This window comes from Yoonia vestfoldensis, from assembly GCF_002158905.1.
In the GTDB taxonomy this organism is placed as follows: Bacteria; Pseudomonadota; Alphaproteobacteria; order Rhodobacterales; family Rhodobacteraceae; genus Yoonia; species Yoonia vestfoldensis_B.
In genome coordinates this window covers 1685435-1699488 of the sequence record NZ_CP021431.1, presented here as the reverse complement: position 1 = coordinate 1699488, position 14054 = coordinate 1685435, and the positions used below count along the sequence as shown (strand labels likewise).

General features: G+C 61.6%; 12 protein-coding genes. 4 read left to right on the top strand and 8 right to left on the bottom strand.

Features of this window, described 5'->3' with window-relative positions; all coding sequences use genetic code 11:
- Positions 1-5: 5 nt before the first annotated feature.
- The 3 genes from LOKVESSMR4R_RS08350 to yghU form a co-directional block, all read right to left on the bottom strand.
- Positions 6-1757 carry an acetolactate synthase 3 large subunit gene (locus tag LOKVESSMR4R_RS08350; protein WP_087207428.1) on the bottom strand — a complete coding sequence of 584 codons (1752 nt, stop codon included), beginning with the start codon at positions 1755-1757 and terminating at the stop codon, positions 6-8.
- 241 nt (positions 1758-1998) lie between these two features.
- Positions 1999-2916, bottom strand: a complete 918-nt coding sequence (locus LOKVESSMR4R_RS08345) for a calcium/sodium antiporter (RefSeq protein ID WP_087212873.1) — start codon at positions 2914-2916, stop codon at positions 1999-2001.
- 99 nt (positions 2917-3015) lie between these two features.
- Complete coding sequence (gene yghU, locus LOKVESSMR4R_RS08340) at positions 3016-3858, bottom strand: glutathione-dependent disulfide-bond oxidoreductase (RefSeq protein WP_087207426.1); 843 nt, start codon at positions 3856-3858, stop codon at positions 3016-3018.
- A 295-nt stretch (positions 3859-4153) separates the two neighbouring features.
- Here yghU and LOKVESSMR4R_RS08335 point away from each other — a divergent pair, with 295 nt between their 5' ends.
- Positions 4154-5248: a LysM peptidoglycan-binding domain-containing protein gene (locus LOKVESSMR4R_RS08335; protein ID WP_237331939.1), complete on the top strand. Its 1095-nt coding sequence runs from the start codon at positions 4154-4156 to the stop codon at positions 5246-5248.
- A 52-nt stretch (positions 5249-5300) separates the two neighbouring features.
- Here the strand turns inward: LOKVESSMR4R_RS08335 and LOKVESSMR4R_RS08330 are convergent, their stop codons facing one another.
- Together LOKVESSMR4R_RS08330 and LOKVESSMR4R_RS08325 are read right to left on the bottom strand one after the other, a co-directional pair.
- Positions 5301-5930 carry a response regulator transcription factor gene (locus LOKVESSMR4R_RS08330; protein ID WP_087207422.1) on the bottom strand — a complete coding sequence of 210 codons (630 nt, stop codon included), beginning with the start codon at positions 5928-5930 and terminating at the stop codon, positions 5301-5303.
- A complete protein-coding gene (locus LOKVESSMR4R_RS08325) occupies positions 5927-7345 on the bottom strand; it encodes a cache domain-containing protein (RefSeq protein ID WP_087207420.1) in 1419 nt (472 codons plus the stop codon). Before LOKVESSMR4R_RS08325 ends, LOKVESSMR4R_RS08330 begins: the two co-directional genes overlap by 4 nt.
- A gap of 184 nt (positions 7346-7529) precedes the next feature.
- On the opposite strand from LOKVESSMR4R_RS08325, the gene LOKVESSMR4R_RS08320 reads away from it, so the two are divergent.
- The 3 genes from LOKVESSMR4R_RS08320 (at position 7530) to LOKVESSMR4R_RS08310 (ending at position 12025) form a co-directional block, all read left to right on the top strand.
- Positions 7530-8612, top strand: a complete 1083-nt coding sequence (locus LOKVESSMR4R_RS08320) for a TRAP transporter substrate-binding protein (RefSeq protein WP_087207419.1) — start codon at positions 7530-7532, stop codon at positions 8610-8612.
- A gap of 98 nt (positions 8613-8710) precedes the next feature.
- The gene (locus LOKVESSMR4R_RS08315; protein WP_087207417.1) at positions 8711-9655 is read left to right on the top strand and encodes a TRAP transporter small permease subunit; all 945 of its coding nucleotides are present in this window, start codon (positions 8711-8713) and stop codon (positions 9653-9655) included.
- 15 nt (positions 9656-9670) lie between these two features.
- A complete protein-coding gene (locus LOKVESSMR4R_RS08310) occupies positions 9671-12025 on the top strand; it encodes a TRAP transporter large permease (RefSeq protein WP_087207414.1) in 2355 nt (784 codons plus the stop codon).
- Between the two features lie 9 nt (positions 12026-12034).
- Here the strand turns inward: LOKVESSMR4R_RS08310 and LOKVESSMR4R_RS08305 are convergent, their stop codons facing one another.
- The 3 genes from LOKVESSMR4R_RS08305 to LOKVESSMR4R_RS08295 all read right to left on the bottom strand — a co-directional run bounded on the left by LOKVESSMR4R_RS08305 (position 12035) and on the right by LOKVESSMR4R_RS08295 (position 13993).
- A complete protein-coding gene (locus LOKVESSMR4R_RS08305; protein ID WP_087207412.1) occupies positions 12035-12841 on the bottom strand; it encodes an arginyltransferase in 807 nt (268 codons plus the stop codon).
- 142 nt (positions 12842-12983) lie between these two features.
- Positions 12984-13412 (bottom strand): DUF2852 domain-containing protein, encoded by a 429-nt coding sequence (locus LOKVESSMR4R_RS08300; protein WP_087207409.1) that lies wholly within the window; start codon positions 13410-13412, stop codon positions 12984-12986.
- 110 nt (positions 13413-13522) lie between these two features.
- Positions 13523-13993 (bottom strand): YbaK/EbsC family protein, encoded by a 471-nt coding sequence (locus LOKVESSMR4R_RS08295; protein ID WP_087212870.1) that lies wholly within the window; start codon positions 13991-13993, stop codon positions 13523-13525.
- Positions 13994-14054: the final 61 nt, after the last annotated feature.

Below are 14054 nucleotides of genomic sequence, written 5' to 3'. Positions count from 1 at the left end.
AGCTGTTACACCAGCACCGCGCCGCCGGCCTGGATCGCATCCTTGGTGGATGCATCGCCCAGCAGCATTTCATTATGCGGCTTGCCCGAGGGGATCATCGGGAAGCAGTTTTCATGCTTTTCCACCAGGCAATCGAACAGGACCGGCCCTTTATGGGTCAGCATTTCCATGATCGCATCATCCAGCGTGTCGGGATCGCTGCACAGGATGCCCTTGGCGCCGAAAGCCTCGGCCAGTTTCACGAAATCGGGCAGCGATTCCGACCAGCTGGAGGAATAACGCTCGCCATGCAGCAATTCCTGCCATTGCCGCACCATGCCCAGCCGTTCGTTATTGAGGATGAATTGCTTGACCGGCAGGCGGTATTGCATCGCCGTGCCCAATTCTTGCATGTTCATCAGCCAGGATGCCTCGCCCGCGACATTGATCACCAAAGCGTCCGGATGCGCCATCTGCACGCCGATCGAGGCGGGGAAGCCGTAACCCATCGTGCCAAGCCCGCCCGAGGTCATCCAGCGGTTGGGGTCTTCGAACCCCAGATATTGCGCGGCCCACATCTGGTGCTGGCCCACTTCGGTGCAGATATAGCGGTCGTGTTTCTGGGTCAGTGCTTCGAGCCGTTGCAGCGCATATTGCGGCTTGATCACCTTGCCCTTCTGTTCGAATTTCAGGCAATCGACGGCGCGCCATTCCTTGATCTGGTCCCACCATTTGGACAGGCCCTCGGCATTGGTCTTGCGCCCACGGGCTTTCCAGACATTCAGCAGATCTTCGAGCACATGGGCCACATCGCCCAGGATCGGGAAATCGGCATGCACCACCTTGTTGATCGAGGAGGCGTCGATATCGATATGCGCCTTTTTCGAGCGCGGGCTGAACGCGTCGATCCGCCCGGTGATCCGGTCGTCGAACCGCGCGCCGATATTGATCATCAGGTCGCAGTCGTGCATCGCCATATTGGCCTCGTAAAGGCCATGCATCCCCAGCATCCCCAGCCAATTATCGCCAGAGGCCGGATAGGCGCCAAGCCCCATCAGCGTCGAGGTGATCGGGAAACCGGTCGCCGCCACCAATTCGCGCAGCAATTGGCTGGCCGCGGGGCCGGAATTGATCACGCCGCCGCCGGTATAGAACACGGGGCGTTTGGCGGTTTCCATCGCCTTGGCCAATTCGGTGATCATTGCCAGATCGCCTTTGACCTGGGGGTTATAATGGGTTTCGACCTGCCGCGCCTCGGTATAGGTGCCGGTGGCGAATTGCACATCTTTGGGGATGTCGATCAGCACCGGGCCGGGCCGACCGGACAGCGCGATATGAAACGCCTCATGCAGGGTCGCGGACAGCTTTTCGGTATCCTTGACCAGCCAGTTATGTTTGGTGCAGGGGCGGGTGATGCCGACCGTGTCAGCCTCTTGAAACGCGTCCGATCCGATCATGAAGGTCGGCACCTGGCCGGTCAGCACGATGATCGGGATAGAGTCCATCAGCGCATCGGTCAGGCCGGTCACCGCATTGGTCGCACCGGGGCCGGATGTCACCAGCGCCACGCCGGGTTTGCCGGTTGCGCGCGCATAGCCTTCGGCGGCATGGACCGCGCCTTGTTCATGGCGCACCAGCACATGTTTGATCTTTTCCTGCTGGAACAATTCGTCATAGATCGGCAGGACGGCCCCACCGGGATAGCCAAAGACGACGTCCACACCCTGATCGATCAAGGCCTGGACCACCATTTTTGCGCCCGTCATGGTTTTGCTCATCTTACTCGCGTCCTATCCGGTTTGTTACGTTCTCGGCATAAAAAAACCCCCGAATGTGTCGGGGGCGCATGGGATCGTTATGGATTTACCGTCACCGGCCCATGCGCAGCTGTTCCACAATTCGTACGATGACGTTCATCGGGTTTCCTTTGCTGTCTGGGGTTCTAGTGCGCCAGCGCGGGGCGGTCAACCACCGCGCTGGAGAAAATGTCGCCCAAGGGCATTTTTTCGCAACTTTGTTTCAGAGCCCGCCGGTCAGCGCGATATAAGCGACATAGCCGGCCAGCATTGCGCCCCCGACCAGCCGGTTCATCCGGCCGACGAAATAGACCAGCGCCAGCAGCGCCAGCGTGATCGCGATCACCACCGGCGTATCGACCGCCATAAAGCGCGCATCCACCGGCACCGGTGTCACCACCGCCGTGATGCCCAGAATGGCCAGAATGTTGAAAATGTTCGATCCCACGATATTGCCCAGCGCGATATCGCGTTCGCCGCGGATCGCCGCCATGACCGTGGTGGCCAATTCCGGCAGCGAGGTGCCGATGGCGACGATGCTCAGCCCGATCATCGCCTCGGATATGCCAAAGTCGCGCGCGATGATGCTGGCGCTTTGCACCAGGTAATGCGCCCCCAGGACGACCGCACCCAAGCCCAGCAATGTCAGCCCGATATTGGCCCAGAGATTGGCGGGCGCGTCGATGTCTTCAACCTCGCCCCGCGATCCTTTGAGGCTGATGACCAGATAGACCGCCAGCGCGCCGACCAGCACCAGCCCTTCGACAAGGCTGACCTCGCCCGACCAGAAGGCATAGGGCAGGATCAGCACCGCCCCCGCCATCCACAGCAGGTCTTTGCGGAATTCCGCGAAAGTCAGCACCAAAGGCCCGATCACCGCCGCCGTGCCCAGCACCAGCAGGATATTGGCGATATTGGACCCGATGACATTTCCGATGGCGATGCCGGGTTGCCCGCCAAGGGCCGCATTCAGCGAGACCAGCAATTCCGGCGTCGATGTGCCAAAGCCCACCACCACCGCGCCCACGATCATCGGGGCGACGCCAAAGCGCAAGGCCAGACCGCTGGCCCCTTTGACCAGCCAATCGCCGCCCAGAAACAGCCCCAAAAGTCCGCCAATCAGAATAAGATAGGTTAACATGACATCTCCACGCTCGGGGTGGAGATGGGGCAGATCAGCGCCGGGTGCAAGGGCGGGATCGAAATTCATTCCCGCCCCGGCGCGATTGCGGCGATCTGTCTAGCTGTCGAAATCAGCCGCGCTATGGCGTTCGGGCAATTGCTCATGCGGCTCGCCCCAGGACCGGTTGACCTTTTGGCCGCGGATAAAGGCCGGGCGCGCAAGGATCGCATCGGCCCAGCGGTTCACGTTCTTGTAAGAGGCCGTATCAAGGAAGGTCGCCGCATCGCCATAGGCCCCGCCCGTGACCAACCGCCCATACCAAGGCGCAATCGCCATATCCGCGATCGTATATTCATCCCCGATGATATAGGATTTATCCGCCAATTGCCGGTCCAGCACATCCAGCTGGCGCTTGGCTTCCATGGCGAAACGATTGATCGGATATTCGAATTTTTCCGGCGCATAGGCGTAGAAATGCCCAAAGCCGCCGCCCAGATAGGGGGCTGCGCCTTGCAGCCAGAACAGCCAGTTCAGCGTTTCCGTCCGGCCCGCGATATCCTTGGGCAGGAAGGCCCCGAATTTTTCCGCCAGATACAAAAGGATCGCGCCGCTTTCGAAGATGCGCAGCCCGGTGTCATGGTCGAACAGGGCAGGGATCTTGGAATTGGGGTTCACATCCACGAAACCGCTGCCGAATTGGTCGCCCTTGGCGATATCGATCAGCCAGGCGTCATATTCGGCGCCCGTGTGACCTGCGGCCAGCAATTCCTCTAGCAGCAAAGTCACTTTGACGCCATTGGGCGTCGCCAGCGAATAAAGCTGCAGCGCATGTTTGCCGCGTGGCAGGTCCTTGTCATGGGTGGCCCCGGCGATGGGCCGGTTGATGCTGGCGAATTGGCCGCCGTTTTCGGCATCCCAGGTCCAGACTTTGGGCGGTGTATAGGCGGGCTGATCGGTCACGCTATGGTCCTCATGAATGTGTCGGATGTCTTAGATCAGCCTTGGGCACCGAAAAACAACCCTGCAAGCGCCACGAAAGCGTGAGCCGCTGAAACGATCCGCCTTGGTCTGGCCCGTGTTTGGCCCGTGTTTGGCCCGCGTTTGGCCCGCGTTTGGGCCGCGTTTGGGCCGCATTTGACCGCAAAGCGCCTCTGCGCAGGGGGCTGACCCGTCTTTGCGCTGTTTTGGTCAACATTTCGCCTTTTTGTGCGGGATAGTCGAGGCGCAGGAAACCGACAACAGGAAGGGATATTCCATGGCCAGCAGGACAGGCAGCATGACAGGCGTGACAGGCGGGGGCGCTGCGGCACTGGCCATCATGCTGGCGACAGCCACGGGTCTGGTGCTGGGCGCCAGCCAGCCGGCACAGGCGCAGGATCTGTGCAGCCGTTACACGATCGTGCGCGGCGATACGCTCAGCCAGGTGGCCCGCATCGCCGGGGTCGAGGGTGGTTTCCAGGTGCTGTTCAATGCCAATACCGATATCTTACGCTCGCCCAATCTGGTCGAGATCGGGCAGGTGATCACCATTCCCTGCGCGGATGGGTCATTGCCCGGTGCGGCGGTGGCGGCCCCCGCGGTTGCGCCGCCGCCGCCGGTCACCGCGACCCGGCCGCTGCGCGTGATCACGGCCAGCGGTTATGCGCCTTTCACCGACAAGGACCTGCCCGGTGGCGGCATGTTCACCCAATTGGTGCTGCGCGCCTTTGCACTGGGCAATCCCGATCAAGAGGTCAATTTCTTCTTCGTGAATGACTGGAATGCGCAGCTGGACAATCTGTTGCCCTCGGGCGCGGTCGATATGGCCTTTCCCTGGTTCAAGCCCGATTGTGACCGGGTCGAGATCTTGTCGCCGCCCAATGCCTATCGCTGCACCGATTTCAACCATTCCGACCCGTTCTATGACGCGCTGGTGGGCTATTACACGCTGGCGGGCAGCCCCTATGACGGCGCGACCGATCATGCCGATCTGCTGGGCGCGCGGATTTGCCGGCCGGATGCCTGGTTCACCTTTGACATGGAAGCCGAAGGTCTGACCGAACCGCAGGTCACCATGGTCCGCGTCACCCAGCTGGAGTGCTGGCGCCAGCTGGATGCGGGCGATGTCGATATCGTGACCTATGACGCGCTGCCCGCCGAGGATGACGCGCGCACGCTTGGCATGGCCGAAAGGGTGGTGTCGCTGGATGCGCTGACCGCGACCGCGACGCTGCATGTCTTTGTGGCCAAATCCAATGCCGAGGCCAATGCCGCCCTGCCGGCGCTGAATGCGGGGCTGGAACAATTGCGCCTGACCGGGGAATGGTTCTCGATCGTGCGCGCGGGCATTCAGGCCGCTATCGAAAACTGATCCTTTTCTCCCGGGGGACAGTCAGGCCGCCCCAGACGACCGGGGCGGCCGTTTAACGCCCGGTGCCTTGCAGCACCCCGTTTTCCAGCGCATAGCGCGTCAGCCCCGCGGTCGAGCTGATGCCCAGCTTGCGCTTGATATTATTGCGATGGGTTTCGACCGTGCGCACCGAGATATCCAGCGCCAAAGCCACATCCTTGTTCGATTTGCCCTGCGCCAGCGCCAGCAGGATCGTCTGTTCGCGCCCGGTCAAGGGTTCGCGCCCGCCGCGCGGATGCGCGTTCAGCGCGACCTTTGCGCCGGTGCAAAGATATTGCTCTCCGGCCATGACCACGTCGATGGCGGTGCGGATCTGTTCGGTCGGCACATCCTTGAGGATATACCCCCGCGCCCCGTGGCTCAGCGCGGCACGGATATATTCGGGGCTGTCATGCATCGACAGGATCACGACCTTTGTGCGCGGGCGCAGATCAAGGATCATCTCGGCGGCATGCAGCCCCGACAGGCCGGGCATATTGACATCCAGCAAGATCACATCGGGGTCCAGCCCGACCACGCGGTCCACCGCCGTTTGCCCGTCGTTCAGCGTCGCCAGCACCGCGATATCGGGATAGGTTTCGAGGATTGATTGAATCCCCTCGGCCACCATCGGATGGTCATCGACAATCACGACCTTGATCATACCGGCCTGTCCTTTGTGGTTTTGCTGTCGGGGCCCAGCAGATGGGTCAAGGGCACGCGGGCCTCGATACTGGTGCCTTTGCCCAGCCCCGAGCGGACCACCAAGGACCCGCCCAGATGCTGCGCGCGTTCTTGCATATTGCGCAGGCCCAGCCCGCTGCCGCCATGGGCGGGGGGCGGCCAGATCATGCCGCGCCCGTTGTCGGTGATCCGCAGCTCTGCGCCTTGGCGGGTGCCGCGCAGGCAAATCGTCACCTTATCGGCCATGGCGTGGCGTTCGATATTGGTCAGCGCTTCCTGCGCGATCCGGTATAAAGCGATGCGCGCATCATCATCCAGCCGGTTGCGAAAGACCACGGTTTCCAGCGCGACCTGCACGCCGCTGCGCGCGCTGAATTCATCGGTCAGCGCGCGCAAAGCCGCCCCCAGCCCCAAATCATCCAGAATGCCCGGCCGCAGGTCGCGGCTGATGCGCCGCACCTCTTGGATGGCAGAGCCAAGCTGGGCGATCCCCTTGTTCAGGCTGTCGCCGCTGCCCGGCCCCAATTTGCGGCGGGTCAGTTCCAGCGCATAGCGCACCCCCACCAGCATCTGGCTGATCCCGTCATGCAATTCGCGCGCGACGCGCCCGCGTTCTTCCTCTTGGGTGTCGATGATGCGCTGGGTCAGCTGCTGCAACCGGCTATCGGCCAAGCGCCTTTGGCGCAGGGTCAGGGAAATCCCGCTCAGAAAGACCCCCAGCACGGCCAGGCTGGCGATCCCCGCGACATAGAAGGACGTGCGCTTGATGCGGCTTTCAACCTCGGTCCGGGCGGCGGCGGCGGTGTCCAGAATATCGTCGATGAACACGCCCGTGCCAATCGCCCAACGCCAGCTTTGATAGCCGCGCACATAGACCTCCATCCGGCCATGCACGCCGGTCGAGGGTTTGGGCCAGTCAAAGCTGTGAAACCCGCCGCCAGACCGCGCAAGGCGGATCAGCGTGTCGGTGATCGGCACGCCGTTGCGGTCGGTCATGCCGGCCCAGTTGCGGTTGATCAAAAAGGTCTGGCGCGGGGCCACCAGATTGGTGCCGTCATAATCAAAGACAAAGAAATATCCCTCTTGCCCATAAAGCATCGCGGCCAGGACACGGCTGACCGCCAGCTTGGCGGCCGCATCATCAGGGCTGGCGCTGCCGGTGGCGCCAGAAACCGCGGCCATGGCAATCGCGACATAATTGGTCAATTCCGCCCGCTTTGTAGCGATCAGCCGTTGTTCCAGCGCTTTCAATTCGCTTTCGGCCAGCTGGTTGAACTGCGCCGAGACGACCAGCCAGATCAGGAACACCGCCAGGATCAGCGGCAGCGTCGCCAGCAGGAACAGTTTTTGCCCATAGCTCAGCGCGCCGGGCAGCAGGGGAAACGGCGTGAACATGCGCCTAGCGTTATGGCCAAACCCGGCCCGTGACAAATGCAATCAGCAATTGTGCAAAATGTTTTGCCTAAGTAGTTCTGCGGATAGCGCCTGCACGTATCGCGCGATATCCTTGCGGTTGTTAACGTCTGGCCGCGATCATCCTTTGGCATGATCCCGCCATTATCATCTGGGAGGAGATTTCATGGACCGTCGGTCTTTCTTGAAGAATTCTGCGCTTGGCGGCTCTGCCGCTGCGGCGACCGCATTGGCCGCGCCGGCCTATGCGCAGGGCAACCGCAGCTTGACGCTGGTAACAACCTGGGGGCGCGGTCTGGCCGGGGTGCATGACAGCGCGCAATATTGCGCCGATATGATCACCGCCATGTCCGATGGCCAGCTGAATGTCGATCTCAAGGCCGCAGGCGAATTGGTCGGTGCCTTCGAGGTCTTCGACGCCGTCGCCGCCGGTCAGGCCGATATGTATCATGGTGTGGATTATTATTTCCTTGGCCAGCATCCGGCGTTTTCGTTCTTTTCGCAGATCCCCTTTGGCATGACCTTCATGGAATATGCCAATTGGATCGACCATGACGGCGGCCATGCGCTGGCGGATGAATTATATGCGATCTTCGGGCTCAAGGCGTTTTCGGCGGGCAATACCGGCCCGCAATCGGGGGGCTGGTTTGCCAAGGAAATGAACGGGCCAGAGGATTTCCAGGGCCTGCGGTTCCGGATGCCGGGGCAGGGTGGCCAGGTGCTGGGCAAGCTGGGCGCCTCGGTGCAGAACCTGCCGGGGGCCGAAGTCTATCAGGCGCTGGCCTCGGGGGCGATTGACGGGACCGAATGGATCGGGCCATGGGCCGATGAAACCGCCGGTTTCCAGGAAATCACCAAATTCTATTATACCGCCGGTTTTCACGAGCCGGGGCCGAACCTGAACCTGGTGCTGAACCTTGATGTCTATGAAAGCCTGACACCGGCGCAGCAATCCATTGTCGAAAACGCCAGCCGCGCCAGCAGCATCTGGACCATGTCGCTGTTCATGGCGCGCAATGCGGCGGCGCTGTCGCGGCTGCAAGCGGGCGGCGTGCAGGTGCTGGAATTCGCAGATCCGATCTGGGACGCGTTCAGCACCGCCGCCGACGAAGTCGTCGCCGAAGCGATGGGCGATCCGATCTATGCGAAATGCCATGAAAGCTATTTCGCCTCGATGCGCAGCTCGGCGCAATGGTCGAGCATCTCCGAAGGCGCCTATCTGGCACAGCGCAACCGCCTGAAAGGCTAAGGCCGGGGCCGGCACCAGGGTGCCACAGGCCCAAAGAAGGCCCGCAGCGGTGCAGCGGGCCTTCTTTATAGCGCCGCAAGCACGAACGGAGAGAGCATATGGAATTGGTCGATGCATGGGGCGGCAACGCCTTTGGCTGGCTGGCGGCGCAGCTGATCGCCGCCGTCTATCATATCGGTTTCGCGCTGCTGAATCCCGGTCTCTGGCTGGCCTGGGTGCCGCAGATCAACGGCCCGATGGATCCCGCCGCCAAAGAGGCGCTGGCGCGGTTCATCTATTACGGGGCCTCGGTGGAATTGTTCTTTGCGGTGCTGGTGATCTTTGCCGCCGTGACCGCGGCGGGGATGCTGTTCAACGCTTTCATGTGGCGCTGTGTGCGCGCGCTGGAAGGTTTCGCCAATGGCGTCGGGCGGGTCGCGGCCTGGGCGGGGCTGGTGATGGTGCTGCAACAGATCATGATCATCTTTCTGCAAGGCATTTTCGCGGTCTCTGACATCAGCATAGGGTTCGGGGTCACCTTTGAACGGCCGGTCAGCTGGTGGTCGGACGAGCTCAAGCTTTATAACGCCATCGTCATCACCATGTGCGCCACCTATACATTCGTGCAGGGCGGGCATGTGCGGGTCGATCTGTTCTATGCGCCGATGCGGTTTCGCGCCAAGCGCTGTGTGGATATGTTCGGTGCGCTGGTCTTCATGCTGCCCGCATCCATCGTGATCTGGATTTACGGCTGGTTTTTCATGTGGCGGCATCTGGTGCTGCCCAATGCCTCGGCCTCGGATAGTTTGGACCGGCTGATGACGCGGTCGCAGGCCTTTCAGTGGAATATCGAGACGATCAGCACATCCGCCAATGGGTTTGACGCCTATTTCCTGTTCAAGATCCTGCTGCTGATCTTCACCTTCATGGTCATGTTGCAGGCGGTCGCGGTGTTTTACCGGGCCTTTCTGGAATGGAAAGAAGGCCCGGCCAGCGAAGGCAGATATCTCGACAAGGACAAGCCGGGCGACCAGACCGCCGAACTTGTCGCCAAAATACATTAACAAGGCGGGTTGATCATGCTTTTCGGCTTAGATGGCATCGAGATCGGGATCATCATTCTTTTCCTGACGCTTTTCGCAGGCATCCTTTCGGGCTTTCCGGTGGCCTTTGCGATCAGCGGCGCGGCGGTGATCTCTTTTGCGATCATTGCCGCATTCGACAGCGCGGGCCTGTCGATCCATGCCGGTGTGGATATGCGCTCTGACGCCTATCGCGCCTTGATCGCCGAGGGCGTGCGCCCCGATACGATTTCAGTGTTCCGCTATCCCGATCTGCCCCGCTACGAGGCGCCCTTGTTCCCGCAGGGCTGGGAAACCGCGCTGGACCGCAATATCGGCTTCATGGTCAACCGAATCAATGAAAAGGTGCTGGCGGGCAATTCCATCGAGATCATGCTGGCGGTCTTGATGTTCGTGATGATGGGCATCGTGCTGGAACGCTCGCGCATTGCCGATGAATTGCTGACCACGATGGCGCGGGTGTTCGGCCCGCTGCCGGGGGGGCTGGCGGTGTCCATCGTGATCGTGGGGGCGTTTCTGGCGGCCTCGACCGGGATCGTGGGGGCGACGGTCGTGACCATGGGGCTGCTGGCATTGCCCACCATGTTGAAAAATGGCTATTCGCCGCAGCTGGCCACGGGCGTCATCGCAGCCTCGGGCACTTTGGGGCAGATTATTCCGCCGTCCATCGTGATCGTGCTTTTGGGCACGCTGGCGGGCGATCTTTATGCCACCGCACAAGAACAGCGCGCGCAGCTGGCGGGGTGCAATGATGCGCTGACCTTTCTGGGCGAACCGGCGGTCGTTTCGGTGGGCGCGCTGTTCCAGGCGGCCTTGCTGCCCGGCATCATGCTGGCCACGCTTTACGCGGTCTATGCCTTTGTCTTTGCCTTGCTGAACCCTAGCAAGGCCCCCGCCGTGCAATTCAGCGCCGGCAATGGCCGCACCACTGGCAGCCGCAATGACAAGCTGACCTGGCTGCTGGCCGTGCCGGTGGCGATCATCGGTCTGGCGATCGGGCTGAACCAGACAGGCCTGGTGGGCAGCCAATCGGTGCTGGTGGGCAGTTTCACGCAAGCGGGTCAATCGGCATCCTTGCGCACCCGCGTCAGCCCGGACTGCGCGCAAAGCATGATCGCGCTGCATGGCCAAGAGGCCTGGGATAACGCGGTCGCCGAACAGGCCCAGATCGATGCCGCCGGTGGCGTGACCCAAGCGCGCCAGCTATCGCCCGAGGAACGCGCCGCGCTGGTGGCCGCGCGCGCGGTCGACGCGCCGCCCATCGGCAGTGGCATCGCCATCGGGGCCGTGATCATGGGGCTGGCGCTGGCCTTGGCCCGCGGGGTTGCGCCACGGGCCGATCACCGGCCGCTGCTGATCGGGGCAGGGGGGATCGGGCTGTTACTGCTGGTCGATATCATGCTGATCTCGCCGCTGACCTCGCCGGGGGTGACCACGCTGCTGATCGCGCTGCCGCTGCTGATTGCCTATCGCGGGCTGCGGGTCGGCTTTGGCTATATGGGGCAGAATGATATCCTGCGGGTGATCTTTCCGCCGCTGGTGCTGATCGTGGCGGTCTTGGGGTCGATCATCGGGGGCATCACCAACCCGACACCGGCTGCCGCGCTGGGGGCGGGAGGCGCGATCCTGCTGGCGGCCTATCGCAAGCGCAAGGATCAGGGCCTGTCACCGCGCATCGTGCTGCTAAGCGCGGGGGCGATCATCGTGATGCTGCTGGTGGGCTATAATTTCGACATGCGCATGGGCCGCGAGAGTGTGCCGCTTGAGGACCGGATCGGGTTTATCGTGGCTTTCGCGGCCTTTCTTTACGCGATATTCGGGCTTTTATGGTCCTGTTGGGTGCTGCTGGCGGGGGGCGTTCTGGCACCTGTCGTGCGCGAAACCGCCAAGGTCACGGCCATGGTCTTTGCCATCCTGATCGGATCGCAATTGTTGAATCTTGTGCTGATCTCTTTCGGGGGGGAACATTATATCCAGCAATTCCTGCGGTCTTTCGACAATGAATGGCAGGTCTTCCTGCTGGTCATGCTGGTCTTGTTCATCCTGGGGTTCGTGCTGGATTTCCTGGAAATCATCTATATCGTGATCCCCATCGTCGGGCCGGTGATCTATGGCGGCACCTTTGATCCCAAATGGGTGACGATCATGATCGCGGTGAACCTGCAAACCTCTTTCCTGACGCCGCCTTTCGGTTTCGCGCTCTTCTATCTGCGCGGGGTGGCGCCCAAATCGATCACCACGGGGCAGATCTACAAAGGCGTGTTGCCCTTTATCGGCATCCAGATCGGGGCCTTGCTGTTGCTGGCCTTCTTTCCCTGGGTGGTGACGATCCTGCCCAACCTGCTGGGCTGAACGCTGCGGTTAGCTGCGCCCGTCGGGCAGGTTGATCTTGGCGACCTGCTCGGCGATGGGTTCGCTTGAGAGCGGATGCACCGCGGTGTCAAAACTGTCAGGCGCGGTTAGCGGCGACCAGACGCCGCCGTGAAACAGCTCTAGCCCCGCGAATTTCGCCTTATAGCCCATCTTGGGGCTACCCGGCACCCAATAGCCAAGATAGACATAGGGCAGGTTCATTTCCTGCGCGATGCGGATGTGATCAAGGATGATATAGGTCCCCAGCGACAGCCGTTCGCGGGCGGGATCAAAGAAGGAATAGACCATCGACAGCCCGTCATCGAGGATATCGGTCAGGCAAACCGCCTGCAAACCCTGCGGATCGGTATATTCGATGACGCGCGAGCGGATCGGCGTTTCCTCGATCATCGCGGCGAATTCGAACATATCCATATCCGCCATCCCGCCGGTGGCATGGCGATCATCCAGATAGGCGCGGAACAGGTCATATTGTTCTTCGGTCGCCCAAGGCGATGTCGCGCGGCGGTGCAGATGGCGCGCGCGCGCATCAACGCGGCGCTGGCTGCGCGACGGGGTGAAGGCTGCGACATTGATCCGCGCCGACATACAGGCCGAACATTCCGCGCAGGACGGCCGGTAGAGCACGTTTTGCGACCGGCGAAACCCCTGTTTGGACAGCGCATCATTCAGTTTCGTCGCGTTTTCACCCTGCAGGGCGGTGAACAGCTTTCGTTCCATCCGGCCCGCAAGATAGGGGCAGGGCTGCGGCGCCGTCACATAAAATTGCGGCGCGATGGGAAGCGTATGGCGCATGGGTGAACCCGTATGGTTTCGCGAAGCTTAACAACCCGCACCCGCTGCGCCAAGCCCCCTGTCGGTCGCAGCACCAATGCGCGCCGTATTGGCCAGACGGCCCGCGTTGGCGGGCCGTGTGCAAAGGATCGCGGGGCCGGTGTCAGGCCTGCGGCGCATCCGGGGTGATATCGGTTTTCGCGGCAGCCTTGCGGTCACGTTCATCCATGAAGGCATCGAATTCGGCCTTGTCCTTGGCATCGCGCAGCCGCTTGAGAAAGGCCTGGAATTTCTGCTGTTCGTCTTCCAGACGGCGGATGGTTTCGTTGCGATAGGCGTCAAAAGCCATATTGCCGCTGGATTGTGTCATGTGGATCGGGGACCGGGCGGTCTTGCGGCAGGACCCGGCAAACATGCCCTTGCCCCAGATCATATAGGCCAGAAGCGCCAGACCCACGGGCCAGAACACAATAAAGCCCAGCACCATCGCCGCGATCCAGGCTGCTTTGCCGCGCGCATCAAGCCAAGCCTCGGCGCGGGCAAAAAAACCGGGGCTGGTGTCATAGGTCAAGGCGGTGTTGGTGGTCATCATGCTCTCCTTCAAGGTCGCAGGTTGATGTGAACAGGCTTCACATCTCGCATATTGGCAGCGGTCCCGCCCTTTGCAAGGGGGCATGTAAAGGTTTTTTACATCATTGCGGATCAGGCAATGAAATCAGCCAGTTGCGCGCCATATATCTGCAATAATTGCTGCGGCGCGATGGGAAAGATATGGCGCGGCGTGCCAGCAGCGGCCCAGATTTCCGTGAAATCCAGCAGGCGCGGGTCGAAAAAGGCCCGCACAGGCGACAGATGCCCGATCGGCGCGACACCCCCGATGGCAAAGCCGGTCTGCGCGCGGATCAAACCGGCATCGGCCTTGGCCAAAGGCTCGCCCGCGACATGGCTGGCCTTGGCGTTCTCGACCTGATGGCCGCCCGCCGTGATGAACAGAATCGCGCGGCCGCTGTCCTGGCCTGCAAAGATCACCGATTTGGCGATCTGGTCCAGCGCGCAGCCTGCCGCTTCGGCGGCCTGCTGTGCTGTGCGGGTCTGTTCGCCCATTTCCAGCGGGGTGATCTGCACCCCCTGTTCGGCCAATGCGCGGATCACGCGGGTCAGGCTTTTGCTCATCTGAAATGCTCCCTTTTTCGCGCAGATTAGCGGGGTGTTGGCGATTGACCAGCCCCGCAGT

What these genes read in the sequence shown, in the direction of transcription:
- LOKVESSMR4R_RS08330 (WP_087207422.1), bottom strand. Translation starts at nt 5,930, where the DNA reads ATGATCAAGGTCGTGATTGTCGATGACCATCCGATGGTGGCCGAGGGG.
- LOKVESSMR4R_RS08350 (WP_087207428.1), bottom strand. Translation starts at nt 1,757, where the DNA reads ATGAGCAAAACCATGACGGGCGCAAAAATGGTGGTCCAGGCCTTGATC.
- LOKVESSMR4R_RS08345 (WP_087212873.1), bottom strand. Translation starts at nt 2,916, where the DNA reads ATGTTAACCTATCTTATTCTGATTGGCGGACTTTTGGGGCTGTTTCTG.
- LOKVESSMR4R_RS08305 (WP_087207412.1), bottom strand. Translation starts at nt 12,841, where the DNA reads ATGCGCCATACGCTTCCCATCGCGCCGCAATTTTATGTGACGGCGCCG.
- LOKVESSMR4R_RS08325 (WP_087207420.1), bottom strand. Translation starts at nt 7,345, where the DNA reads ATGTTCACGCCGTTTCCCCTGCTGCCCGGCGCGCTGAGCTATGGGCAA.
- LOKVESSMR4R_RS08295 (WP_087212870.1), bottom strand. Translation starts at nt 13,993, where the DNA reads ATGAGCAAAAGCCTGACCCGCGTGATCCGCGCATTGGCCGAACAGGGG.
- LOKVESSMR4R_RS08310 (WP_087207414.1), top strand. Translation starts at nt 9,671, where the DNA reads ATGCTTTTCGGCTTAGATGGCATCGAGATCGGGATCATCATTCTTTTC.
- LOKVESSMR4R_RS08320 (WP_087207419.1), top strand. Translation starts at nt 7,530, where the DNA reads ATGGACCGTCGGTCTTTCTTGAAGAATTCTGCGCTTGGCGGCTCTGCC.
- LOKVESSMR4R_RS08335 (WP_237331939.1), top strand. Translation starts at nt 4,154, where the DNA reads ATGGCCAGCAGGACAGGCAGCATGACAGGCGTGACAGGCGGGGGCGCT.
- LOKVESSMR4R_RS08315 (WP_087207417.1), top strand. Translation starts at nt 8,711, where the DNA reads ATGGAATTGGTCGATGCATGGGGCGGCAACGCCTTTGGCTGGCTGGCG.
- LOKVESSMR4R_RS08300 (WP_087207409.1), bottom strand. Translation starts at nt 13,412, where the DNA reads ATGATGACCACCAACACCGCCTTGACCTATGACACCAGCCCCGGTTTT.